Origin of the sequence: Curtobacterium sp. MCPF17_051 (assembly GCF_003234595.1) — a bacterium.
Classification (GTDB): Bacteria; Actinomycetota; Actinomycetes; order Actinomycetales; family Microbacteriaceae; genus Curtobacterium; species Curtobacterium flaccumfaciens.
Map to the genome: position 1 here is coordinate 148213 of NZ_QKSE01000004.1, position 23647 is coordinate 171859.

At 70.3% G+C, this 23647-nt stretch carries 23 protein-coding genes; 8 read left to right on the plus strand and 15 right to left on the minus strand.

Features of this window, described 5'->3' with window-relative positions:
• Positions 1–44 precede the first annotated feature (44 nt).
• From DEJ35_RS04485 to rplS, 5 genes are all read right to left on the minus strand, one after another.
• A complete protein-coding gene (locus DEJ35_RS04485; RefSeq protein WP_017888250.1) occupies positions 45–395 on the minus strand; it encodes an Lsr2 family protein in 351 nt (116 codons plus the stop codon).
• A gap of 117 nt (positions 396–512) precedes the next feature.
• On the minus strand, positions 513–836 hold the full coding sequence (locus tag DEJ35_RS04490; protein WP_017888251.1) for a DUF2469 family protein: 324 nt from the start codon (positions 834–836) through the stop codon (positions 513–515).
• A gap of 45 nt (positions 837–881) precedes the next feature.
• A complete protein-coding gene (locus DEJ35_RS04495; protein ID WP_110859093.1) occupies positions 882–1589 on the minus strand; it encodes a ribonuclease HII in 708 nt (235 codons plus the stop codon).
• Positions 1586–2329 carry a signal peptidase I gene (gene lepB / locus DEJ35_RS04500; protein ID WP_110859094.1) on the minus strand — a complete coding sequence of 248 codons (744 nt, stop codon included), beginning with the start codon at positions 2327–2329 and terminating at the stop codon, positions 1586–1588. The genes DEJ35_RS04495 and lepB overlap by 4 nt, the downstream gene beginning before the upstream one ends.
• Positions 2330–2451: 122 nt before the next feature.
• Complete coding sequence (rplS, locus tag DEJ35_RS04505) at positions 2452–2808, minus strand: 50S ribosomal protein L19 (RefSeq protein WP_017888254.1); 357 nt, start codon at positions 2806–2808, stop codon at positions 2452–2454.
• A gap of 168 nt (positions 2809–2976) precedes the next feature.
• Here rplS and map point away from each other — a divergent pair, with 168 nt between their 5' ends.
• Positions 2977–3768 carry a type I methionyl aminopeptidase gene (gene map / locus DEJ35_RS04510; RefSeq protein ID WP_111192129.1) on the plus strand — a complete coding sequence of 264 codons (792 nt, stop codon included), beginning with the start codon at positions 2977–2979 and terminating at the stop codon, positions 3766–3768.
• A gap of 149 nt (positions 3769–3917) precedes the next feature.
• On the opposite strand, the gene trmD is transcribed toward map, so the two are convergent.
• The 8 genes from trmD to aroA all read right to left on the minus strand — a co-directional run bounded on the left by trmD (position 3918) and on the right by aroA (position 13538).
• Entirely contained in the window at positions 3918–4610 is a 693-nt protein-coding gene (gene trmD / locus DEJ35_RS04515; RefSeq protein WP_111192130.1) for a tRNA (guanosine(37)-N1)-methyltransferase TrmD, read from the minus strand.
• Positions 4611–4615: 5 nt separating this feature from the next.
• Positions 4616–5161: a ribosome maturation factor RimM gene (gene rimM, locus DEJ35_RS04520; RefSeq protein ID WP_171907871.1), complete on the minus strand. Its 546-nt coding sequence runs from the start codon at positions 5159–5161 to the stop codon at positions 4616–4618.
• Positions 5162–5180: 19 nt separating this feature from the next.
• Positions 5181–5417 carry an RNA-binding protein gene (locus DEJ35_RS04525; protein ID WP_017888258.1) on the minus strand — a complete coding sequence of 79 codons (237 nt, stop codon included), beginning with the start codon at positions 5415–5417 and terminating at the stop codon, positions 5181–5183.
• A 3-nt stretch (positions 5418–5420) separates the two neighbouring features.
• On the minus strand, positions 5421–5834 hold the full coding sequence (gene rpsP, locus DEJ35_RS04530; protein WP_027465884.1) for a 30S ribosomal protein S16: 414 nt from the start codon (positions 5832–5834) through the stop codon (positions 5421–5423).
• A gap of 164 nt (positions 5835–5998) precedes the next feature.
• Entirely contained in the window at positions 5999–8134 is a 2136-nt protein-coding gene (locus tag DEJ35_RS04535; RefSeq protein WP_111192131.1) for an FAD-dependent oxidoreductase, read from the minus strand.
• Between the two features lie 4 nt (positions 8135–8138).
• Entirely contained in the window at positions 8139–8984 is an 846-nt protein-coding gene (locus DEJ35_RS04540; protein WP_110859098.1) for an SDR family oxidoreductase, read from the minus strand.
• Positions 8985–9072: 88 nt separating this feature from the next.
• Positions 9073–10251: an acyl-CoA dehydrogenase family protein gene (locus DEJ35_RS04545; RefSeq protein ID WP_110859099.1), complete on the minus strand. Its 1179-nt coding sequence runs from the start codon at positions 10249–10251 to the stop codon at positions 9073–9075.
• On the minus strand, positions 10248–13538 hold the full coding sequence (gene aroA / locus DEJ35_RS04550) for a 3-phosphoshikimate 1-carboxyvinyltransferase (protein WP_111192132.1): 3291 nt from the start codon (positions 13536–13538) through the stop codon (positions 10248–10250). The genes DEJ35_RS04545 and aroA overlap by 4 nt, the downstream gene beginning before the upstream one ends.
• 119 nt (positions 13539–13657) lie before the next feature.
• On the opposite strand from aroA, the gene DEJ35_RS04555 reads away from it, so the two are divergent.
• The 3 genes from DEJ35_RS04555 to DEJ35_RS04565 all read left to right on the plus strand — a co-directional run bounded on the left by DEJ35_RS04555 (position 13658) and on the right by DEJ35_RS04565 (position 17568).
• Complete coding sequence (locus DEJ35_RS04555) at positions 13658–14797, plus strand: glutamate--cysteine ligase (protein WP_181435509.1); 1140 nt, start codon at positions 13658–13660, stop codon at positions 14795–14797.
• 291 nt (positions 14798–15088) lie between these two features.
• The gene (locus DEJ35_RS04560) at positions 15089–16192 is read left to right on the plus strand and encodes a tetratricopeptide repeat protein (RefSeq protein WP_146244744.1); all 1104 of its coding nucleotides are present in this window, start codon (positions 15089–15091) and stop codon (positions 16190–16192) included.
• A 128-nt stretch (positions 16193–16320) separates the two neighbouring features.
• On the plus strand, positions 16321–17568 hold the full coding sequence (locus tag DEJ35_RS04565) for a 26S protease regulatory subunit (RefSeq protein WP_111192134.1): 1248 nt from the start codon (positions 16321–16323) through the stop codon (positions 17566–17568).
• Positions 17569–17642: 74 nt separating this feature from the next.
• Here the strand turns inward: DEJ35_RS04565 and ffh are convergent, their stop codons facing one another.
• Positions 17643–19193, minus strand: a complete 1551-nt coding sequence (gene ffh / locus DEJ35_RS04570; protein WP_110859103.1) for a signal recognition particle protein — start codon at positions 19191–19193, stop codon at positions 17643–17645.
• 166 nt (positions 19194–19359) lie between these two features.
• Between ffh and lipB the strand changes: the two genes are divergently transcribed.
• Positions 19360–20091, plus strand: coding sequence for a lipoyl(octanoyl) transferase LipB (gene lipB / locus DEJ35_RS04575; RefSeq protein ID WP_111192148.1), 732 nt, complete (start codon positions 19360–19362; stop codon positions 20089–20091).
• Positions 20088–21071, plus strand: a complete 984-nt coding sequence (gene lipA, locus DEJ35_RS04580; RefSeq protein ID WP_110859105.1) for a lipoyl synthase — start codon at positions 20088–20090, stop codon at positions 21069–21071. The genes lipB and lipA overlap by 4 nt, the downstream gene beginning before the upstream one ends.
• Positions 21072–21253: 182 nt before the next feature.
• Here lipA and DEJ35_RS04585 read toward each other — a convergent pair whose 3' ends face one another.
• Positions 21254–22279 (minus strand): TerC family protein, encoded by a 1026-nt coding sequence (locus DEJ35_RS04585; RefSeq protein WP_111192135.1) that lies wholly within the window; start codon positions 22277–22279, stop codon positions 21254–21256.
• Positions 22280–22496: 217 nt separating this feature from the next.
• Here DEJ35_RS04585 and ftsY point away from each other — a divergent pair, with 217 nt between their 5' ends.
• Complete coding sequence (ftsY, locus tag DEJ35_RS04590; RefSeq protein ID WP_027465892.1) at positions 22497–23366, plus strand: signal recognition particle-docking protein FtsY; 870 nt, start codon at positions 22497–22499, stop codon at positions 23364–23366.
• A gap of 83 nt (positions 23367–23449) precedes the next feature.
• Positions 23450–23608: a hypothetical protein gene (locus DEJ35_RS17185; protein ID WP_171907827.1), complete on the plus strand. Its 159-nt coding sequence runs from the start codon at positions 23450–23452 to the stop codon at positions 23606–23608.
• The last annotated feature ends 39 nt before the right edge of the window (positions 23609–23647 follow it).

Below are 23647 nucleotides of genomic sequence, written 5' to 3' on the forward strand. Positions count from 1 at the left end.
GGACCCGGGCGATCGAGATCACCCGGGTCCTGCTGCGACGAGCGTCAGTGCGCTGCTGCGTAGGCTTCCTGCACCTGCGTCGAGATGCGGCCGCGGGACGAGACTTCGTACCCGTTCTCCTTGGCCCACTCGCGGATCTTGCCGAGCTCTTCCGAGTTGCCGCGCTTCGGCGCGGACTTCGGGGCGGAACCGCCGCCGGTTCGGCGACCGGACACCTTGCGCGCTGCGGCGATGTAGTCGGAGATCGCCTCGCGGAACTTGTCGACGTTGTCGTTCGACAGGTCGATCTCGTACGACGAGCCGTCGAACGCGAATTCGACCGTCCGACCTTCACCGGTGGTGATGGGGGAATCGTCGAGGTCGTCGACGAGCTGGACGGTGACCTTCTGTGCCATGGGGTGCTCCTGTTCGTGGGGCGGTTGAATCCCCATCAGAATAGCGCGAACAATTCACCGCCGGTTCGGATCAGCGGCGATTCACCGAGAAAGAAGCAGAAGAAAGCAAATTGACGATCACTCGTCGAGTGCGAGTTCCTTCGGCAGTTCGAGTTCCCGCGTCGTGAGTTCCTCGACATTCACGTCCTTGAACGTGAGTACCCGGACACCCTTGACGAACCGGTCGGAACGGTAGACGTCCCAGACCCAGACGTCGTTCATCGTCAGTTCGAAGTAGAAGTCGTGCTCCGTGTCACGGCGCACGAGTTCGACCTCGTTCGCCAGGTAGAAACGGCGCTCCGTCTCGACCACGTAACGGAACTGCGACACCACGTCTCGGTACTCGCGGTACAGGGCCAGCTCGACCTCGCGGTCGTAGTCGTCGAATTCGTCCTCATCCATTGCGCCCACAGTCTACGGCGACGGAGGGCCGAGCGGACGACGGGCTCAACCCGCGACGGCGTCGAGTTCGTCGAACCCGTCCAGTGCGACGCTCGAGGCCTGGTGCAGCCAGGACTTCCGGTGCAGTGCGTGCGCACCGATCGTCCGGATCGCGTCGTAGTGCGCCGTCGACCCGTAGCCCTTGTTCGACACCCACCCGTAGTGCGGAGCCTCGTCGTGCGCCGAGATCATGAGCGCGTCACGAGCGACCTTCGCCACCACCGACGCAGCAGCCACCGAGGCACAGTCGCGGTCGGCCTTGACCCGGACGACGACCTCGAGCGGATCGGCGGCCGGACGGAGCGCCTCGGGCAGGGCGCGGCTCAACCAGTCGAACGAGCCGTCGAGCACCACCACCGCGCCGTCGAGCGACACCCCGTCGGCGACCAGGGAGCCGAGCGCCTGCGCACCGGCCGCGCCGAGGGCCGGGACGATGCCCTGCTGGTCGACGAACTCCGCCGATGCCATGCCGACCGCCGTGCGTGCCCAGCGCTGCACGACGGGCACGAGGTCGGTCCGGCGCGCTTCGGAGAGCAGCTTGGAATCGGCGAGCCCCTGGGGCACACGACCGATGTCGAGCGTCACCGCGGCCACACCGACGCCGACCGGACCGGCGATGGCGCCACGGCCGACCTCGTCCATGCCGATGACCGTCACGCGGCCCTCGGCGAGCAGACGCTTCTCGACCCGGAGCGACGGACGGACGGCGGTCACTCGTCGCGCTCCTCCACGCCGGCGAACACCTCGGGGTGGTCGTCGAGCCACGTCCAGCGGCTCGCCGGCCAGGAGATGACGAACGCGCGGCCCGTGACGTCGGACATCGGGACGAAGCCCTTCGACGGGGTGTCGCCGTTGTACCGGGAGTCCTTCGAGTCGTTCCGGTTGTCGCCCATCACCCAGATGGTGCCCTTCGGCACGGTGACCGAGAAGTCGGTGGCCGAGGCCGGGGCGCCGGCGGGGAGCTTCAGGTACGGCTCCTTGATCGGCACACCGTTGACCGACATCTGTCCGAGGTCGTTGCAGCAGGACACCTTGTCGCCCGGCAGCCCGATGACGCGCTTGATCAGGTGGTCGTCGCTGTCACCGGTGCCGAGCCCGACCTGCGTGAGGAGCCAGTCGATGGCCTTGGCGGGCTGGGTGTCCGGCGTGACGCTCGGCACCTCGGACCCGGTGAGCCAGCCGCCCGGGTCCTTGAAGACGACGACGTCCCCCCGCTTCAGGGCCACGGCGCCGGGGACGAGCTCGTTGACGATCACCCGGTCGTTGATCTGCAGCGTGTTCTCCATCGACGCCGACGGGATGTAGAACGACCGGATCAGGAACGTCTTGACCAGGAACGACACGAGCAGTGCCGCGATGAAGATGATGACGAGGTCGCGGAGGAATGTGAGGACTCCGTTCCGTTGCTTCTCAGCACGTGGCCTGCGCCCGGAATCCTCTGTCGTGTCCGTCATTTCCGCTCTCGTTCGAACCACTGACTCCCCGCAATGGGAAGAGCCCCCCGTCGATGCACAACCGTACATGGACGAGGGGCTCGCAGCGCCGTCCGGCTCGCGGACGTTCACTGTGAAGGCGATCAGGCGTCGCGCTTCTCCTTGATCTTGCGGCGGGCCGCCTTGCCGCGGAGCTCGCGCAGGTAGTAGAGCTTCGCACGACGGACGTCACCCTTGGTGACGATCTCGATGTGGTCGATGATCGGCGAGTGCACCGGGAACCAGCGCTCGACGCCGACCTGGAAGCTCACCTTGCGGACCTTGAAGGTCTCACCGATGCCGTGGCCCTGACGGCCGATGACGACTCCCTGGAAGACCTGGATACGCGAGCGCGTGCCTTCGATGATGTTGACGTGCACCTTGATGGTGTCGCCGGGGCGGAAGTCCGGGACGTCGGTACGCAGCGATGCTGCGTCGACGTTGTCGAGGAGCTGGCTCATGGTGGGTTTCACTCTCTGCGGACGCGCACGGGTCGCCGCGGATCGAAGGTTCGGAAAGTGGTGGTGCGTGCCCGGTGTCGGCGACTCCCCCGTGGCAGAGTCCAGCCAGGGCACAGCGTTCAATACTGCCACAGAGAGCGCGGGAGACAAAACGACGAGGATGGACCCATGATCGAACTCCGCACCCCCGCCGAGCTGGACGGACTGCGCGTCGCCGGCCGGTTCGTGGCCGATGTCCTCGACGAGCTGCTCGAGACCGTCGACGTCGGCGTCAACCTGCTCGACCTCGACCGCGTCGCGGCCAGGATGATCGCCGAACGCGGGGCGGAGAGCTGCTACGTCGACTACCATCCGTCGTTCGGCATGTCGCCGTTCGGCAAGAACCTCTGCACCTCGGTGAACGACGCCGCCCTGCACGGGCTGCCGCACGACCACACCCTGCAGGACGGCGACCTGGTGAGCCTGGACTTCGCCGCGAGCGTCGGCGGCTGGGTCGCGGACTCCGCCGTGAGCGTCCAGGTCGGCACGCCGCGCGACGAGGACCAGGCCCTGATCGCCACGGTCGAGCGAGCACTGGCCGCCGGCATCGCCCAGGCGGCTCCCGGCAACAAGCTCGGCGACGTCTCGCACGCCATCGGTCACGTCGCGCACGAGGCCGGTCACGACGTGAACCTGCAGTTCGGCGGGCACGGCGTCGGTCGCACGATGCACGGGGATCCGCACGTGCCGAACGACGGCCGTCCGGGTCGCGGCCTGAAGCTCCGACCGGGGCTGGTCGTCGCGATCGAGCCGTGGCTCATGCAGACGACCGACGAGCTCTACCAGGACGATGACGGCTGGACCCTGCGCAGCGTCGACGGCTCACGTGCCGCGCACGTCGAACACACGGTCGCGGTCACCGAAGCCGGCCCCGAGGTCCTGACCCTGCGTCGCGCTCAGCGCGCCGACCCGACCGTCTGACGGACGGGAGGCACGGTGCGGGCCCGCCCCGTGCCTCCAGGCAGACCCGGCGGGGCCGGGTTTCGTGCTCAGCGACAGTTCACGCGGAACGAACCGCGAGGAGTGTCGCTCAGCCCGAAACGCGTTCAGCAGGCAGACGCGCCAGCCGATCACGCAGGCGGCAGCAGGTCCGGACGGACGCGCCGCGTCCGCTCCAGCTGCTGCTCGTGCCGCCAGGTACCGACGCGGGCGTGGTGCCCGCTGAGCAGGACGTCGGGGACGTCCAGGCCGCGCCACGACGCGGGCTTGGTGTACGAGGGGTACTCGAGCAGGCCGTCCTCGTGGGACTCCTCGACCAGCGACTCGGGGTTGCCGACGACGCCGGGGACGAGTCGACCGACGGCCTCGATCATCGCCATCGCGGCGACCTCGCCGCCGTTCAGCACGTAGTCCCCGAGCGAGAGCTCCACGACGGTGGCGTGCGACGACGCCCACTCGAAGACGCGGGCGTCGATGCCCTCGTACCGCCCGCAGGCGAACACGAGGTGCTCCGACGTCGACGCGAGCGACCGCGCGATGGACTGCGTGAAGGGCGTGCCGGCCGGCGTCGGGACCACCAGGGTCGACGAACCGTCGGGCCGGAAGAGCGCCTCGAGCGCCTGCGCCCACGGCTCCGGCTTCATCACCATGCCGGCACCACCGCCGTACGGGGTGTCGTCGACGGTGCGGTGCCGGTCGGTGGTCCACGACCGCAGGTCGTGCACGTGCAGGTCGAGCAGACCGCCGGAGCGGGCCTTGCCCAGCAGGGACACGTCGAGCACGGAGAAGAACTCCGGGAAGATCGTGACGATGTCGATCCGCACGGGGACTAGTCCGTGACCGTCTCGGGGCGCGAGGTGTCCTCGGGGTCCTCGAACAGCCCCTGCGGCGGCGTGACCGTGACGGTGCCGGCCGCGATGTCGACCGCCGGCACGATGGCCGAGACGAACGGCACGAGGACCTCGCCGCGGGACGGCGTGTCGATCGCGAGCAGGTCCTGGGCGGGCATGTGGTCCACACGGGCGACCGTGCCGACCTCGACGCCGTCACGCAGGACCTTGAGCCCGACGAGCTGGTGGTCGTACCAGGCGTCGTCCTCACCGGTCTCGGCGTCGGCGTCCTGCTCGACCCAGAGGATGATGCGCGCCAGGGACTCGGCCGCGGTGCGGTCGTCGATCCCGGCGAAGAACGCGACGGGGTGACCGTTGTACCAGCGCAGTTCGTCCAGCTCGAGGGTCTTGCCCGACCACGGTGAGTCGTCGGGGACCTGGAGCGTGAACGTGGCGCCCGGGGTGAACCGACGATCCGGGTCGTCCGTGTAGAGCTCGAGCTTGATGCCGCCCTTGAGCCCGTGCGCCTTCGTGATTCGACCCACCCGGAGCTGGGTCGTCTCCCTAGGAATCGGTGTCCACCACGTCGACCCGCACGCGCTTGCCGTCGGCCAGGGCCGTGACGAGGGTGCGGAGCGCCTTGGCGGTGCGCCCGGCGCGACCGATCACGCGGCCGAGGTCCTCGGGGTGCACGCGCACCTCGAGGACCTCGCCGCGTGGGGAGGTGGAGCTGGCGACGCGCACGTCGTCAGGGTGATCGACGATCCCCTTGACGAGGTGCGTCAGCGCGGATTCGAGCAAGGACTACGCCTCGGTCGTCTCGTCGGCGGTCTCGGCGTCGTCGGCCTTGGCGGCGGGAGCCGTCTTCTCCGACTTCGGCTTGAGCACGGCCTTCTTCGAGGAGTCGACCTGGAAGGCCGGCTTCGGCTCGGCGACCTTGACCTTGGACTCGGTGTCCTTCTCGCCCTTGAACTTGGCCCAGTCGCCGGTCAGCTTGAGGAGGGCCGCGACCTGCTCGGTCGGCTGCGCGCCGACGCCGAGCCAGTAGAGCGCACGCTCGGACTCGATCTTGATGACCGAGGGCTCCTCGGTCGGGTGGTACTGACCGATCTCCTCGAGGACACGACCATCGCGCTTGGTGCGCGAGTCGGCGACGACGATGCGGTAGTAGGGCGCACGGATCTTACCGAGACGCTTCAGACGGATCTTGACAGCCACAATTGCTCCTGTTTGCTTTCGTTGTGGTTGAACTGGAACCGCGGGCGTGGGGGCACACACGGCGAAAGCTCGAGAGAGATCGCTCACAGCTGGATAGAGGGTCGAGCTGCGGCGATTCGACCGTTCATTCTTGCAGATTCCCGGCCGTGATGCGAGCCGACTCGCTACGGCGCGAGGCGCCGCACCGCTTCGAGGGCCTCGGACGTCGCCCGAACCGCGTCCACGCTCCGTGCGTCCCGCGCGCCGCCGACGACGGCGTACGGCACGCCGGCGGCCTGGAGGCCCGTGGCGAGTCCGTCAGGCGCGTCGCCCTCGGCGTCGGTCGCGCGCTCCTGCCCGGCGCAGACCACGACGGTGTCCGCCGGTACGCCGACCTCGTCCCCGTGCTCGTCGCGGATCCAGAGCACCCCGGGTTCGATGCGCAGGTACTCCTGCACGCCGCCGACCATCCGAACCCCGGCGTCCCGCAGCCGACCGATCGCGACCCAGCGCGAGGTGATGCCGATCCCCTGGCCGAACTTGCCCGAACGCCGGAGCACCGTCACCTGCGACCCCGGCCTCGTGGTGCGCTGTGCCGCGGGGAGCCGCTGCGGCACGTCGCCGACGAGCTCCTCGGACACGTCGAGGTCCCAGCGGGCCGCGAACTCGGCGGCCCGGACGACCTCGTCGGGCGACTCGGTCAGGAACGCCGCGGTGTCCACGCCGATGCCGCCGCCACCGATGATCGCGACGGTGCCCTCGCCGACCCCCTCGCGGAGTGCCTGCTCGTAGGACAGCACGTGCGGCAGGTCGCTGCCGGGGACGTCGATGCTCCGCGGGACCACCCCGGCCGCGAGCACGACGGCGTCGCTGTCGACGAGGTCCCGAGCCGTGGCCGGGCGTCCGAGGTGGATCGTGGCGCCCCGCTCGGCGAGCTCGGCACGGGCGGACCGCACCGTGGCGGGGTAGTCCTCCTTCCCCGGGACGAGTGCGGCGAGGCCGAACTGGCCGCCGAGGCGGTCGGACGCCTCCCAGACGGTGACGTCGTGGCCCCGGCGAGCGGCGTCCACCGCGGCGGCGAGCCCTGCCGGTCCGCCACCGACGACGTCGACGCGCTTCGGGTCCGCGGTCGGCCGTGCGGGGAAGGCCACTTCGCGGGCCGCCCGCGGGTTCACGAGGCACGACACCGGTGCGCCGATGATCGAACGGTCGAGGCATGCCTGGTTGCAGCCGATGCAGGTGTTCACCAGTGCGAACCCGCCCGCGAGCGAGCGCGACACGATGGCGGGATCGGCGAGGAACGGCCGGGCGAGGGCGACGGCGTCGATCAGGCCGTCGCTGAGCACGGCCTCGCCGTCGCGCAGGTCCGTCATCCGGTTCGAGGCGATCACACGGACGTCCGGGTACGCGGACGAGCGCACCACCGCGGCGATCCGTGCCGCGTACGCCAGCCAGGCCCCGTGCGGCACCGAGGCCTGCACGGTCGGGGTGCGGGACTCGTGCCAGCCGATGCCGACCGAGATGCCGTCGAGCCCGAGCGGCAGCAGGTCGTGCACGAGCGCGTCGACCTCGTCATCGGTCGACGAGCCGGGCATCAGGTCCGCGCCGGACAGCCGGATCGTCACGGCGAGCTCGGGCACCGCGGCGCGCACGGCCCGGACGACCTCGATCGCGAAGCGCCGACGCCGTTCCGCATCGCCGCCCCACTCGTCGTCGCGCAGGTTCGTCAGCGGCGACTGGAACTGGTTGATCAGGTACCCCTCGGACGCCATGATCTCGACGCCGTCGAACCCGATCGCGCGGGCGGTGCGGGCAGCGGCGGCGAAGTCCTCGATGGTCCGCTCGACCTCGGCCGACGTCAGCTCGGTCGGAACCACGCCGCGGGCGGCCGCCCACGGCAGGGCCGAGGGTGCCACGACGCGCTGCGGGTCGCCGTGCCGGTCGACCATGCCCGACGCGAGCGCGTACCGCCCGGCGTGGAACAGCTGCGCCAGGATAGTCCCGCCCTCGTCGTGCACGGCGTCGGCCGCCACCCGGAACCGCTCGTCGGCTCCCCCGACGCCGAACACCGCGAAGTCCGGACCGCCGCGCGCCTCGTCGTTCACCGCGATGCCGCCGGTGATGATGCACGCCGCCCCGCCTGCCGCCCGTTCGCGGTAGAAGGCGGCCATGCCGGCTCCGCCGTCGTCGTGCACCTCGAGCCCGGTGTGCATCGACCCCATCACCACCCGGTTCGCCAGGTGCAGGGGGCCGAGGGTCCATGGTGACGCGACGGTCCGGAGGGACTCCGGCACGACGGGGGCGGAAGCGACGCTGCTCATGCGCCTATTCTGCGGTGTCCGCGCCCGGAGCGTCGGCCGGCAGCACCGCGTCGCGGAGGGGCGACGTGGTGTCCGACCAGTACGGCGGGGCGATGACCGTCAGACCGCCGTCCACCGAGAGCACCTGCCCGGTGATGTACCCGGCCTTGTCCGACAGCAGGAAGTCGACGGCGTCGGCCATGTCGTCGGCCGTCCCGGGGCGCTGCAGCGGGAGCTTCTCGAGCACGGTGTCCATCGGCGCCTGGCCGGGGACCTTCGTGTAGAAGTACTCGAGCGAGTCGGTGTCGATGAGGCCGCCGTTCACCGCGTTGACGGTGATCTGGCGCGGACCGAACTCCACCGCCATGTACTTCATGTACGCCTCGCTCATGGCCTTGGCGGCACCGAGTGCGGCGTAGGTCGGGAACGCCCGGAGCGATCCGTACGACGTCACGACGACGATGCGACCGCCGCGGTCCATGAGTTCCGCGGCGCGCTGGGCCCCGAGCACGAACGAGCGGGCGTTCGTGGCGTAGCTGCGGTCGAGGTGGTGCAGCTTGAGGTCGGCGACGGGCTTGAACGCGCTGGCGGCGGCGTTCGCCACGAACATGTCGAGGCGTCCGTAGGTGTCGCGCACCAGGTCGAACAGGGCGTCGATCGACTCCGGCTGCTCGATGTCGACCTGCGCCGTGATGCCGTCGCCGCCGGCCGCCTTGACGTCGGCCAGGGACTCCTCGGCCAGGTCGGCGTTGCCCTTGTACGTCACGACGACGGTGACGCCGCGCTGGCCCAGCTTCTGGGCGAGCAGGCGGCCGATGCCGCGCGAGGCACCCGTGATGAGTGCGATGGGAGCGTTGGTGGAGTCGGTCACTGCAGTCCTCTGCTGACGGTGGTGGGTGACGGACGGGAGGCGCGGGGCGGGCCCGCACCGCGCCTCCCGTCCGGTACTGGGTTGCGGTCTAGAACCCGGCCTGGCCGGTGACGACGGCGCGGCCGACGATCAGTTTCTGGATCTCGTTGGTGCCCTCTTCGAAGCGCTGCGCGCGTGCGTCGCGGTAGACGCGCTCGATGGCGTTGCGCTTCCAGTAGCCCTGACCGCCGTGCACCTGCAGGGCCTTGTCGGTGACGCGGGCGAGCATGTCGACGGCGATCATCTTCGACGCGCTGGAGAGGGTGCCGGCGTCGGGACGGTCCTCCTCGTACGCGCGCGCGGCCTCGAGCACCAGGGCGCGTGCCGCGGCGATGTCGGCGTAGTTCTCGGCCAGGTAGAACTGGATCGCCTGGCGGCTGGAGAGCCGCTTGCCGAACGTCTCGCGCTTGTTCGCGTACTCGACGGCGAGCTCGTTCGCCCGCTCGGCGAGCCCGACGGCGCTCATCGCGACGGACACCCGGCTCGGCAGCAGGAAGCCGCCGAGCGCGACCTCGAGGCCCTGGCCTTCGTCGCCCAGGCGGGCACTGGCGGGGATCGGGGTCTCGGTGAACCGCAGGATCGCGTGGTCGGTGCCACGGATGCCCATGGTGTCGGAGTCGTCGATCACCTCGGCACCCGGCAGCCCGCTGTTCGGCATCAGGAACGCGACCGTGCCGTCCTGGCCGGTGGTGCCCTCCAGCCGAGCGGCGATGAGCCAGTGGTCGGCCTTGACCCCGAAGGTGATGAGGTGCTTCTCGCCGTTCATCACGTAGGTGTCGCCCTCGCGTCGGACCGTCGTGCGGATGTCCGCTCCGGTGCCCGCGGTGGCCTCGGTCAGGGTGAACGCGACGAGCGTGTCACCGGCGACGGAAGGCTTGACGACCTGCTCGATCTGCTCCGGCGTCGCGTAGGGGGCCATCGCGCGCCAGGTGCCGTTGATGACGTGCACGAGCATGCGGATGGAAGCGTGCGAGCGGGAGATGACCTCCATGATCTCGAGGTACCGCGAGAAGGGGATCGCCCGTCCGCCGAGCTCCGTCGGGGCGGCGAGGCTGAGCCACCCGTTCTCCTTGAGCTCCTGGAACAGCTCCGGAGCGACCCGGCCGGTGCGCTCGATCTCGTCCGCCCACTCCTCGCCGGGGCCGCGGACCCACTCGGTGACCTCGGCCTTGAGCTGCTGGAAGGCGGCTTCGTCGAAGCCCGTGCTCGTCTGCTCGACGGTCGTCATCGTGTCTCGTTCTCCTTCGTCGCGACGAGCGCGGCCGCCTGCTCGCGCAGGATGTTCTTCTGGACCTTGCCGACCGCGTTGCGCGGCAGCTCGGTGGTGTACTCGAGTCGTTCCGGCCAGTAGTACTTGCTCACGCCGGCCGTGTCGAGGTACTGCTGCATCCCGGCGAAGTCGAGCGGCTCGTCCGCGCGGGCGTTCACGACCCAGGCGCAGGCACGCTCACCGAGCCGCTCGTCCGGCATCGCCACGATCGCGACGTCCGTGACCAGCGGGTGCTGGTACAGCAGGTTCTCGATCTCGACGACGGGGATCTTCTCGCCGCCGCGGTTGATGACGTCCTTCACGCGTCCGGTGATCGACAGGAAGCCCTTCTCGTCGACCTTCGCCAGGTCGCCGGTGCGGTACCAGCCGTCCGCGGTGAACACGTCGTCGGTCAGGTCCGGGCGGTCGAGGTAGCCCGCGAACATCGTCGGCGAGTGCAGCTCGAAGTTGCCCTCGGTACCGGCGGGCAGCTCGATCCCCGCGTCGTCGACGACGCGGATCGCGATGCCCGGCAGCGCCCGGCCGTCGTGGCCGTACGCGTCGGCGGGATCGTCGCTCGGGCTGGACAGGGCCCCGAGACACGTCTCGCTCGTGCCGAAGGCGCCGAGGATCGCACTGCCGAGCACCGTGCTCGCTCGCTGGGCCAGTGCACGGGGCACCGCGGCGCCCGTCGGCACGAAGATCCGGAGCGACTCGGGCTGCGGAGCACCGGCCTCGACCAGGTCGACGAGGTCGGTCAGGAACGGCGTCGCGCACTGCACGAAGGACGCCCGGGCGACGCCGAACGCCTGCTCGAGTGCGACCCGGCCGTCCCACACCGGCTGGATGACCTGCGGCGCACCGAGCCGGAACGCCAGCAGCATGCCGTACAGGAACCCGGTCTGGTGGGCGAGCGGGGACGGGATGTAGATGCGGTCGGCGCTGGTCAGACCGGACTGCGCCACGTGCATGGCGGTCGCGAGCCCGAGCGTGCGGTGCGGGTGCTGCACGCCCTTCGGCTCCCCCGTGGTGCCGGAGGTGAAGAGCAGCTGGCAGACGTCGTCCGGCCCGGGAGCGTGCGACGCGATCTCGTCGACGTCGACGTGCACGGCGGCGAGGGCGTTCTCGAAGTAGCGCCAGTGCCAGTCGCTCGCCACGACCCGCTCCAGGGCGTCGGCGGGCAGCGGCGGCTGGTTCGTCGGGGTGTCCCCCTGCCCGCGGGCCTCGGCGCGGAGCACGATGACGTGCTCGAGCGCAAGGCGGCGGTCCTGCGCGGCGGCCTCGTCGATCACGTCGAGGAGTTCGAGCGCGGGACGGCGCTTCCGGAACACGTTCGGCAGGAACACCACGCGGGCCTTCGAACGAGCCAGCGTCATCGTGGTCTCGCGGGGACCGAACACCGGCATGATCGGGGTCGCGACGGCACCGATCTGGATCGCACCGAGGGTGATCGACACGAACTCGCGCCAGTTCGGCAGCTGCATCGCGACGGATTCACCGGTGCGCACGCCGAGTTCGAGCAACAGGGCGGAGACCCGGTCCGCCTCGTCCTGCAGCTCCTTCCACGTGGTGTTCGCGGGGGTCGCACCGCCGACCTCGATCACGGCCAGGCCGTCGGGGTCGGTCTGCGACAGCGCGCGGACCCGCTCGCTCAGGACGAGCGGGTCGGCGTCGACGCCGGCGAGCTCGGGCACGGCGACGGCGGGCCGCGGGGCGGTGGGCTGCGCGGCGGCAGGCTGCGCGGCGCCCTGGGCAACCGGCTGGCCGACCGGCTGGCCGCCCAGTCGGTCGGCGGGCTCCGGCACCGTCGACGTCTCGACGTCCGCGGTGGCCGTGCCGACCGGAGGCGTGCCCAGGTGCGTGCGGACCCCGTCGGCCTCTGCGGCGTCGATCCGGTCGTCCCGCGCCACCTGGGCTGCGAGCCGGTCGCCGACGGACATGTCGAGCCCGACGGAGTTCATCGCCTCGAGGAACGTCGGGTAGGAGATCCGGTAGGCACGCGGGTAGGTCAGGCCGGACACCCCGTCGGCACCCGACGCCGCGACCGCGAGGGACATCAGCACGCGGTGGTCGTTGAACGAGGACATCGGCGCACCGTGCAACCCGGCCGCGCCGACGCCGGTGACCCGCAGCTCGTCCGCGCCCTGCTCGGCGCGGCCGCCCATCCGGTTCAGCTGGAGCATCGCCGCGACCCGGTCGGATTCCTTCAGCCGGATGTGGGCCACGTTCCACAGTCGGCTGGTCCCCTCGGCGAAGGTGGCCATCGTCGACAGCACTGGCAGCAGGTCCGGGATCGGACGGCAGTCGACGTCGAGCGGCCGGAGCGGGGACCCGTCGTGCTCGATCCGGACGAAGCCGGTCTCCTCGTCGATCCGCATCGGGACACCCATCGCGGTCGCGAGGTCCAGGAACTCGCTCTCCGGGTGGTCCGTCTCGGCCGTCGTCGTGGCCGTCATGCCGCGCAGCAGCACGTTCGACTGACGGGTGCCGGCCGCCGCGATGCCGAACGCTGCGGAGCCGATGTCGGGCGGGATCACGTAGTCGTGCGGGGTGGCCTGCTGGCCCGCCGGGATCCGGTACTCGAGCCAGTCGTCGGAGACCTCCACCGTCAGGCCGAACTGCCGCATCATCCGCACGGTGAGCTCGACGTAGGGCTGCTCGTTGAGCCGCCCGCCGGTGATGTGGATCCGGGTCTCGTGCTCGGCGAACGGTGCCACCAGCAGCAGCCCGGACACCCACTGCGACAGGGTGCCGGCGATCGTCACGTCGCCGCCACGCGGACGCCTCGGCTGCACCGTGACGGGCGGGCAGTCGTTCGTCGCCTCGAGTTCCACCCCCATCTGCGTCAGCGAGGTGAGCAGCGCCTTGATCGGGCGGCGCTGGAAGTACTTCATGCCGGACAGGGTCATCGGGCGGTCGGCCAGCGAGGCGAGCCCGGTCATGAAGTAGAGCGTGGTGCCCGAGGAACCCATGTTGAGCAGTCCGTCGGCACCCCGTGACCCGTGGTCCACGACGTCGGTCGCCTGGTACCGGCCGCCCAGTCCGGTCACGTGGTACGCGTTCCCACGACGCTTGACGTCGACGCCGAGCGCGCGGAGCGTGCCCACGGTCCACTCCACCTGTCGCGTCGCGCTGACCCCGGAGACGACACTCGTCCCCTTCGCGAGCGACGCGAGCACCAGCGCGCGGTGCGCGTGGTACTTCGAGACCGGGATGTCGAGTTCTCCGACGAGCGGGGCGTTCGTCCCGCGCACCACCAACTGCATGCGTACCTCTTCCCTGTAGGAACATTTCAACGGTACGCCCGGAGTGGAACTAGTTGCAGGACGATCCGCACGATCGGGACACCGCTTCGTTGTGCGTGTCCGACAAGGACCCGGGCAGGATGGACGGCATGGACATCCGCTTCACCGAGTCCCGCCCGTCGACCATCGGCGTCGAGTGGGAACTCCCCCTGGTCGACCGGGCGACCGGCGACCTCGCGCCCCGTGCCCCCGCCGTCATCGCCGCCGTGCACGAGCGGCTCGGTGACCACGACCGCGTCACCGAGGAGCTGCTGACCAACACGGTCGAGGTCGTCTCGAGCGTCCACGACCGCGTGGGGGCTGCGACGAGCGAGCTGTCCGGCATCATCGGCGAGGTCATCGACGCCGCCGAACCGCTCGACGCCCAGGTGATGTGCTCGGGAACGCACCCGTTCGCGGTGTGGGACCAGCAGGAGATCACCCCGGACAGCGAGCACTACACGACCCTGATCGACCGCACCCGCTGGTGGGGACGCCAGATGCTCATCTGGGGCGTGCACGTGCACGTCGGCATCGAGGACCGCGACAAGGCGGTCCCGATCATGAACGCGATGCTCGCCTACGTCCCGCACCTGCAGGCGTTCACCGCGTCGAGCCCGTTCTGGGGTGGCACCGACACCGGGTACGCCTCGAACCGCGCCCTCATGTTCCAGCAGCTCCCGACCGGCGGACTCCCGCCGCAGCTCGGCGCCTGGGCGAACTTCGAAGAGGTCGTCGGCGACCTCACGCACACCGGCGTCATCGACGGCGTGAAGGACCTGCGCTGGGACATCCGACCGTCACCGGGCTGGGGCACCCTCGAGAACCGGGTGTCCGACGGCATCTCGACCCTGCACGAGGTCGGCGCCGTCACCGCGCTCGTGCAGTGCCTGGTCACCGCCTGCTCGGACCGGCTCGACGCCGGTGAGACCCTGCCCACCATGCAGCCGTGGTTCATCCGCGAGAACAAGTGGCGCGCGGCCCGCTACGGCATGGAGGCCGAGATCATCACGAACGTCGCCGGCGACGAGCGGCTCGTGACCGACGAGGTGCACGACCTGGTGCAGCGGCTCGACCCGATCGCCGAACGGCTCGGCTGCCTCGACGAGCTCCACCACCTCGACACGATGATCGAGCGCGGCGCCTCGTACCAGCGGCAGCTGCGGGTCGCGCAGGAGAACGGCGGCGACCTGCGCGCCGTGGTCCGCCACCTGGTCACCGAGTTCCGCGACGCGCTCTAGCCGCGACCGGCCCGGATCGGGCGTACCCGGCCGAATCGGGCATACTCGGCCGAATCGGGCGTACCCGGCCGAATCGGGCGTACCCGGCCGAATCGGGCGTACCGGGTCGAATCGGGCGTACCTCGTCGTTTCGTTCGACCAGGTACGCCCGATTTCACTTTCCATCGCGCGTGCGATGGGAAGGAACGTCGCGACGCGACCGGACGACGGACGGGAGGCCCGGTGCCAGCTGGCACCGGGCCTCCCGTCCTGGGGGCACCGGCAGTCCACGGCGAACGCTACAGTTCCCCTGTGGCGGGGGAGGCAGCACAGCGCGGACCGGCGACGGTGATCCGTGCCGGCGCGCTCGTCGACGCCGGCCGGCCGGAACAGGCACTCGCCGAGGTCACGGCGGCGGAACACGACGAAGGCGAATCGATCGCCGGACAGCGCGTGCGTGCCCTGGCGCTGCTCGCGCTCGACCAGCCGGACGCGGCGTGCGACGCTGCTCGACGAGCGGTCGCTCTCGCGCCGGGTGACAGCACCTCCCTCCGTGTGCTGTCGACCGCCCTGCTCCGCTCTGGGGACCGGATCGGAGCCGTCGAGGCCGCCCGCCGTTCGGTCGCCGCCGACCCGGGCTCGTGGCAGGCGCACGCTGCGCGAGTCGATGCCCTCTGGCTCGGCGAGCAGAACCGCCTGGAGGCGATGCGGGCGAGCTTCGAGGCCGTCCGTTTGGCTCCCACCGAACCGTTCGTGCACCGCCAGCACGGCGACCTCCTGCTCGCCGTCGGACGGCAACGGGAAGCGCAGGACGCGTACCGCCGGGGGCTCGCGCTCGCTCCGGAGGACCGAGGGGCACGGCACAACCTGGCGGTGTCACGGCTCCGGCGTGGCCACGAGAGCGAGTCCGCGCTGGTCTTCGCGGGCATCCTGTCGACGAACCCGACGGACGCCACAGCACTGCGGAACCTCATGGTCGGCGTCGTCAACCCACTCGGCCGGATCGGGGTGGCCCTCGGCGGCGCCGCAGTGTTCACCGGCTTCGAGTTCCTGGCGACGATCGACAGCGGGGATCCGGCGATGGAGCGCTGGGCGACCACCTTCCCGCCGGTGATCGCCCTCGCCGTGATCGCCTTCATCGCCCTCCGGTTCACCTCCGAGGCACGGCCTCGCCTCGCCTTCCTCCTCTCGGTCGCTCGACGAGCGGTACCGGGTTGGGGACTCGCGGCGCTGGTGCTCGGTGTCGCGACCGCGATCTCCGTGACCGGGCTGTTCCTCCCACCGGTCGTCGCCCTCGTCGCACAGGGTCTCGTGCTCGTCGGGGTCGTCATCGCCTCCGTGCTGATCAAGCGCATCCTGCGCGCCTTCCCGAGGACCCGCCCACCGGTGCACGAGGACGACGATGACGACGGGTGACGGGCTCGCCGTGGCGACCGAACTGCGCCCGGCCGGACGTCCGCGCGACGCGCTCACCTCCACGACCGAACCGCACCACCGCCGCGTCGCGCGACACCACCGAACCGACCGCTCCGAGAGGACTCCCGATGAACGATGACCCGGTTCACGACGACCCGGTGATCGACGCGCTCCGACGCGCCGTCGACAGCGCGCCCCACGACGTCGCACTGCGTGTCCACCTCGGTCGTCTGCTCCTCGAAGCCGGACGTCCGGCCGAGGCGACCGCCGAAGCGGCGGCCGCACTCGCCATCGCACCGACCGACGATGCGGCGGGCGCCCTCATGCTCGCGGTGCTGCGCCCGCGCGCCGGCACGGCACTCCCCGCGGACGCACCGACCGACGCTCCCACCGCTGGTGCGCCGTCCGACTTCGACTGGCACGCGGCGGAACAGCAGGTCGAGCACATCGTCGAACCGTCCTTCGTCGAGGACTCGACTCCCGACCCGGACCTGCCGTCGGCGTTCTCGGTCGAGCCGTCGGAGGTCCGGTTCGGGGACGTGGGCGGGATGGAGGCCGTGAAGCAGCGGCTCACCGTCGCGTTCCTCGCCCCACTCGCGAACCCCGAGCTCCGAGCGTTGTACGGCAAGAGCCTCCGTGGCGGTCTGCTGCTGTACGGCCCTCCGGGGTGCGGGAAGACGTTCATCGCCCGTGCCGTCGCCGGCGAGCTCGGCGCACGCTTCATGAGCGTCTCCATCACCGACGTCCTCGACCCCTACCTCGGCGCGAGCGAGCAGAACATCAGGGCGGTCTTCGAGGCCGCACGCGCTGCGGCACCGTGCGTGGTGTTCTTCGACGAGATCGACGCGCTCGGCCAGCGACGGAGCCAGACCCGCAGCTCGCACGTGCGCGGGATGGTGAACCAGCTGCTCACCGAACTCGACGGCGTCGACGGCGGGAACGAGGGCGTGTTCGTGCTGGCTGCGACGAACCAGCCGTGGGACGTCGACCCCGCGCTCCGTCGTCCGGGTCGGCTGGACCGGACGGTGCTCGTCCTGCCGCCGGACACCCCGGCACGTGAAGCGATCTTCCGCGGGCACCTCCGCGATCGACCGGTCGAGGGCATCGACCCCGCAGCGCTCGCGAAGCGGACCGAGGTATTCTCCGGTGCGGACATCGCCTACGTGTGCGAGGTCGCCGCCGAGCACGCGCTCATGGACAGCATCACGACGGGCACTGCACGGCTCATCGGGATGCCGGATCTGCTCGCCGCCCTGAGTGAGGTCCGGCCCTCCACGAGCGCCTGGCTCGAGACGGCTCGGAGCGTCTTCCTGTTCGGCGAGGACGACGGGACGTACGCCGACCTGCGGGCGTACCTCAAGAAGTCCAAGCGCTGAGTGACGGACGGGAGGCCCGGTGCCAGCTGGCACCGGGCCTCCCGTCCGTCAGGTGGTCGCGATCGCGAGCCGCGTCAGCGACCCAGGAACTTCTGCAGCGACGCGAGCTCTTCCTCGGTCGGTGCCTTGCCGCCCTTGGCGCCCCCGAGGCCGAGGCCGGACCCCTGCGGGGCCTGCTGCGGCGCAGCCGCCGCGCCGGCAGCCAAGGCCGCGCGCTTCGCCGGGTTGCCCACCTTCGACTTCTTCTTGCCGCCCTGCTGCTGCTTCTTGCCGCCGTGCATGCCCGGGATCGGACCCATGCCCGGCATCTGCGGCACGCCACCGCGGGCGACGGTCTTCATCATCTTGGCGGCCTGCTCGAAGCGGTTGACCAGGGCGTTGACCTCGGTGACCGTCGATCCGGCACCGCGCGCGATGCGCAGACGACGCGAACCGTTCAGGAGCTTCGGGAGCTCGCGCTCCTGGGGCGTCATCGACTGGATGATCGCCTCGGTGCGGACGATCTCGCGCTCGTCGAAGTTGTCGAGCGCCTCGCGCATGCCCTTGGCTCCCGGGAGCATGCCGAGCATGCCCTTGATGGAGCCGGCCTTGCGGAGCTGCTGCATCTGCTGCAGGAAGTCGTTCAGCGTGAAGTTGTCGGTCGCGATCTTGTCCGCGACCTTGCGTGCCTCTTCCTCGTCGAAGGCACCCTGCGCCTGCTCGATGAGCGACAGGATGTCACCGAGGTCGAGGATGCGGCTCGCCATGCGGTCCGGGTGGAACGGCTCGAAGTCGTCGAGCGACTCACCCGTCGACGCGAACATGATCGGGCGGCCGGTCACGCTGGCCACCGACAGGGCAGCACCACCACGGGCGTCACCGTCGAGCTTCGAGAGCACGACACCGGTGAAGTCGACGCCTTCCTGGAACGCACGGGCCGTGTTGACGGCGTCCTGACCGATCATCGCGTCGATGACGAACAGGACCTCGTCCGGGTCGACGGCCTTGCGGATGTTCGCGGCCTGCTTCATCAGCTCGGCGTCGACACCGAGTCGACCGGCGGTGTCGACGATGACGGTGTCGTACTGCTGGTCGATCGCGGCCTTGATGGCGTTCTTGGCCACCTTGACCGGGTCGCCGACACCGTTGCCGGGCTCGGGCGCGAAGACGTGCACGCCGGCCTGCTCGCCGACGACCTGCAGCTGCTGCACGGCGTTCGGACGCTGGAGGTCCGCCGCGACGAGCATCGGGGTGTGGCCGTCCTTCTTGAGCCACTTGCCGAGCTTGCCGGCCAGGGTCGTCTTACCGGCACCCTGCAGACCCGCGAGCATGATGACCGTCGGCGGCTTCTTCGCGAACTCGAGCCGCCGCTGCTGCCCGCCCAGGATGCCGACGAGTTCCTCGTTGACGATCTGGACGACCTGCTGCGCCGGGTTGAGCGCCTTGTTGACCTCGTCGGAGAGGGCACGCTCGCGCACCGATGCGGTGAACGCCTTGACGACCTCGAGCGCGACGTCGGCGTCGAGGAGCGCCCGCCGGATCTCGCGGACGGTGCCGTCGACGTCGGACGGAGTCAGCCGACCCTTGCTCCGCAGATTGCGGAAGGTCTCGGTCAGCCGATCGGAGAGTGAACCGAATTGCGCCATGATCCGTCGATTCTACAAGGCTCCCGCCGCCACCACCGGTCCGTTCACCGCAGGAGGACGCCCTCGGTCAGTCAGACCGGTGCGCCGAGCCCCACCGTCGCAACCGTTGTGGAGGTCGAGCACAACGTTGTTGGACCCGGTCCAGAAACTGTCGTACGCTCGCCGCATGCCGGAACTCGCGATCGTCCGCCACCACGGCCTGCTCGACTACGCGGACGGCCTCGCCCTGCAGCGGGACCTGCACGCCGACGTCGTCGCCGGCCGTTCCCCCGGGGCCCTCGTGCTGTGCGAGCACCCGTCCGTGTACACCGCCGGCCGCCGCACCGAACGCTCCGACCTGCCGACGAACGGCGCCCCGGTCGTCGACACCGACCGCGGCGGACGCATCACCTGGCACGGCCCGGGGCAGCTGGTCGCCTACCCGATCGTCCGGCTCGCCGAACCACTCGACGTCGTCGCGTGGGTGCGCGACCTGGAGCAGGTGGTCATCGACGCCGCGGCCGCCGTCGGGGTGCACGCCGAACGGGTCGAGGGTCGCAGCGGCGCCTGGGTGCCGGGCACGAACGGCTCGCCCGCCGCCAAGGTCGGGGCCATCGGGCTGCACGTCGCCGAGGGCGTGACGAGCCACGGCATCGCGATCAACTGCGACAACGCCCTCGACGCCTACGCCGCGATCGTCCCGTGCGGCATCGCGGACGCCGGGGTCACGACGCTGAGCGCCGCGGCGGCGCACGCGGGGCTCGCTCCCGTGACCGTCGACGTCCTCGCACCCGTGGTCGCGCACGGCGTCCAGCAGGCCGTCGACGGCATGCACAGCGGCCGCCGGATCAGCACGATGGCCCCCAGCACCAGCACGAGCACCAGCACCGCGACCGCCCGACAGGAGACCCTCGTATGACCCTCGCCCCCGAAGGCCGCCGCATGCTCCGGGTCGAGGCCCGGAACGCCGAGACCCCGATCGAGACGAAGCCCGCGTGGATCAAGACCCGTGCCACGCAGGGCCCGGAGTTCCGCGAGCTGTCCGGACTGGTGCGTGACAAGCAGCTGCACACCGTCTGTCAGGAGGCCGGCTGCCCGAACATCTTCGAGTGCTGGGAGGACCGCGAAGCCACCTTCCTGATTGGCGGCTCGCAGTGCACCCGACGCTGCGACTTCTGCCAGATCGACACCGGCAAGCCGGAGCCGCTCGACCGCGACGAGCCCCGCCGGGTCGCGGACTCCGTCGCGGAGATGGGCCTGAAGTACGCGACCGTGACCGGCGTCGCGCGCGACGACCTGCCCGACGGCGGATCGTGGCTCTACGCCGAGACCATCCGAGCGATCCACGAGCACTCCCCCGGCACCGGCGTCGAGATCCTGGTGCCGGACTTCAACGGTCGGCCCGACCAGCTCGGCCAGGTGTTCGACGCCCGCCCCGAGGTCTTCGCGCACAACGTCGAGACCGTTCCGCGGATCTTCAAGCGCATCCGCCCGGCCTTCACGTTCGAACGGTCCCTCGACGTCATCACCCAGGGCCGCGACGCCGGGCTCGTGACGAAGTCGAACCTGATCCTCGGCATGGGCGAGGAACGCATCGAGATCGAGGACGCCCTGCAGCGCCTGTTCGACGCGGGCACGGACATCATCACGCTGACGCAGTACCTCCGCCCGTCGCCGCGGCACCTGCCGGTCGCGCGCTGGGTCAGCCCTGCGGAGTTCGTCGAGCTCCGCGAGGTCGCCGAGCAGATGGGCTTCGCCGGGGTGCTCGCCGGACCGCTGGTCCGGTCGTCCTACCGGGCGGGCCGACTGTGGGCGCGGGCGACGGTGGCTCGCGGCGGCTCGGTGCCCGAGCACCTGGCCCACCTGCTCGACGCGACCCCTGGTCGCCAGGCCGTCTGACGCGCGCCGCGCGCGCGGCGCGCGCGGCGCGGCCGGCGTTTCGCGCTGGGCGACAGTTCACGGGCTGCGGAGCACGTGAACTGTCGCTCAGGCCGAAACCCCGTGCGTCCGGCCGACACGGAGACAGACGGGAGGCGCGGTGCCAGCTGGCACCGCGCCTCCGGTCCGTCAGGTGGTGACGGCTACTTCGCGTCGGCCTCGACCGACTCCTTCGGCTGACCGGTCGGGGTGAGCCCGCGCTCCTGGCGGCGCTTCGAGACCACCAGCGACGCGGTCGTGGCGACCGCGATCGTCAGCGCGATGAAGCCCAGCGAGAACCAGATCGGGATCTCCGGCGCCCACTCGATGTGCTCGCCACCGTTGATGAAGGGCAGCTCGTTGACGTGCATGGCGTGGAGGACGAGCTTCACACCGATGAACGCCAGGATGACGGCCAGGCCCTGACCCAGGTAGATGAGGCGCTCGAGCAGACCGGCGATCAGGAAGTACAGCTGCCGGAGGCCGAGCAGCGAGAACGCGTTCGCCGTGAACACGATGAAGGCGTCCTGCGTCAGCCCGAAGATCGCGGGGATCGAGTCGAGCGCGAAGAGCACGTCGGTCAGGCCGATGGCGACCATGACGAGCAGCATCGGGGTGAACAGGCGCTTGCCGTCGACACGGGTGGTCAGGCGGTCGCCGTCGTAGTGGTCCGAGGTCGGGATGATGCGCTTGAGGATCCGGATGAGCCGGGATTCGCCCTCGCTGCCGTGGTCGTTGCCGCTGCGGGCCTGCGACCAGGCGAGCCAGAACAGCAGCGCACCGAACAGGTAGAAGACCCACGAGAAGTTCTCGATGATGGTGACGCCGAGGGCGATGAAGACACCGCGGGCGACGAGCGCGATCGCGACGCCGACCAGCAGGACCTTCTGCTGGAACTCCTTCGGCACGGCGAAGCTCGACATGATGATGAGGAAGACGAAGAGGTTGTCGACCGACAACGCCTTCTCGGTCAGCCAGCCGGCGAAGTACTCACCACCGGCCTGTCCGCCGCCGAAGACCAGGATCCCGATGCCGAACAGGATCGCCAGCCCGATGTAGAAGGCCGACCAGAACGCGGATTCGCGGATGTGGGGCACGTGCGGGGTGCGCACGTGCGAGTAGAAGTCGAACACCAGCAGCGCGAGGATGCCGGCGATGGTGATGAGCCAGACGAAGAGTGGGACGTCCACGGTTTCCTTCAGGTAGGGCGCGCCGCTGATGTGCGGGTACGCCGAGGCCTGAAGGTCTCTTCCGTCGCACCGCACCGGAACCGGTGTCGCACGACCGGCGCCCCGGGGCCGGATCGTTCCGGACCGTACTGACGGGGTCACCGAGAGGGAATACTCCCCTTCGTGTTCCCGAGCATACCGGGCACAGCGGACATGCGCCGCGCTCTAAGCTGGGAGCATGGCGAGTTCCTGGTCACTGTCCTCACGGCTGCGCGGCCTCTTCCAGCGCAAGACGATCGACGAGACCACGTGGGAGGACCTCGAGACCGCCCTCATCGGGGCCGACTTCGGGCCCGACATCTCCGAGGAGATCATCGAGGACCTGCACGCCCGCGTCGACCGGTACGGCACGACCGACCCCGCCGACCTGCAGCGCATGCTCCGCGAGGTCCTCGAGGAACGGCTCTCGAAGCTCGACACCACCCTGAAGCTCAGCGCGCGGCCCGCCGTCGTGCTCGTCGTCGGGGTGAACGGCGTCGGCAAGACCACGACGATCGGCAAGTTCGCCAAGTTCCTGAAGACCTACGACCGCACGGTGCTCGTCGGCGCGGCGGACACGTTCCGCGCCGCGGCGGTCGAGCAGGTCGCCACCTGGGCCCAGCGTGCCGGGGTCGACGTCGTCCGTCCGTCGCAGCCCGGGCAGGACCCGGCGTCGGTGGCGTACCAGACCGTCGAGAAGGCGATCCGCGACCAGACCGAGATCGTCGTCATCGACACCGCCGGGCGCCTGCACACCAAGGCCGGGCTGATGGACGAGCTCACCAAGATCAAGCGCGTGGTCGAGAAGCAGACCGAGATCAGCGAGGTCCTGCTCGTCCTCGACGCGACGACGGGCCAGAACGGCCTCGCACAGGCCCAGGCCTTCATCGAGGGCGCCGGCGTGACCGGCCTCGTCATCACGAAGCTCGACGGCTCGGCGAAGGCCGGCTTCGTGCTGAGCGTGCAGGAGAAGACCGGCATCCCGATCAAGCTCATCGGGCAGGGCGAGGGCATCAACGACCTCACCGGCTTCACGCCGCACGTGTTCGTGCAGAACCTCGTCGGCTGAGCGAACGCGTCGGCACGCCGAGGAGTAGCGTCCCTGACGGCCCGGGCATCTGCTCGGTCTCGTTCCAGGGATAGGAGACCCTCATGCCCGCACTGCTGATCATCGCGATCATCGTCGGCCTCGTCCTGCTCTTCAGCGGCATCTTCGTCGGTGCGCTGAAGTTCCTGCTCTGGGTGGGCATCGTGCTCATCCTGCTGGCGGTCATCGGCTGGCTGCTCCGGACGATCCGCGGTCGCGCGTAGCGACCCGGCGTCCTGTCCGGACGCACCTGACACAACGGG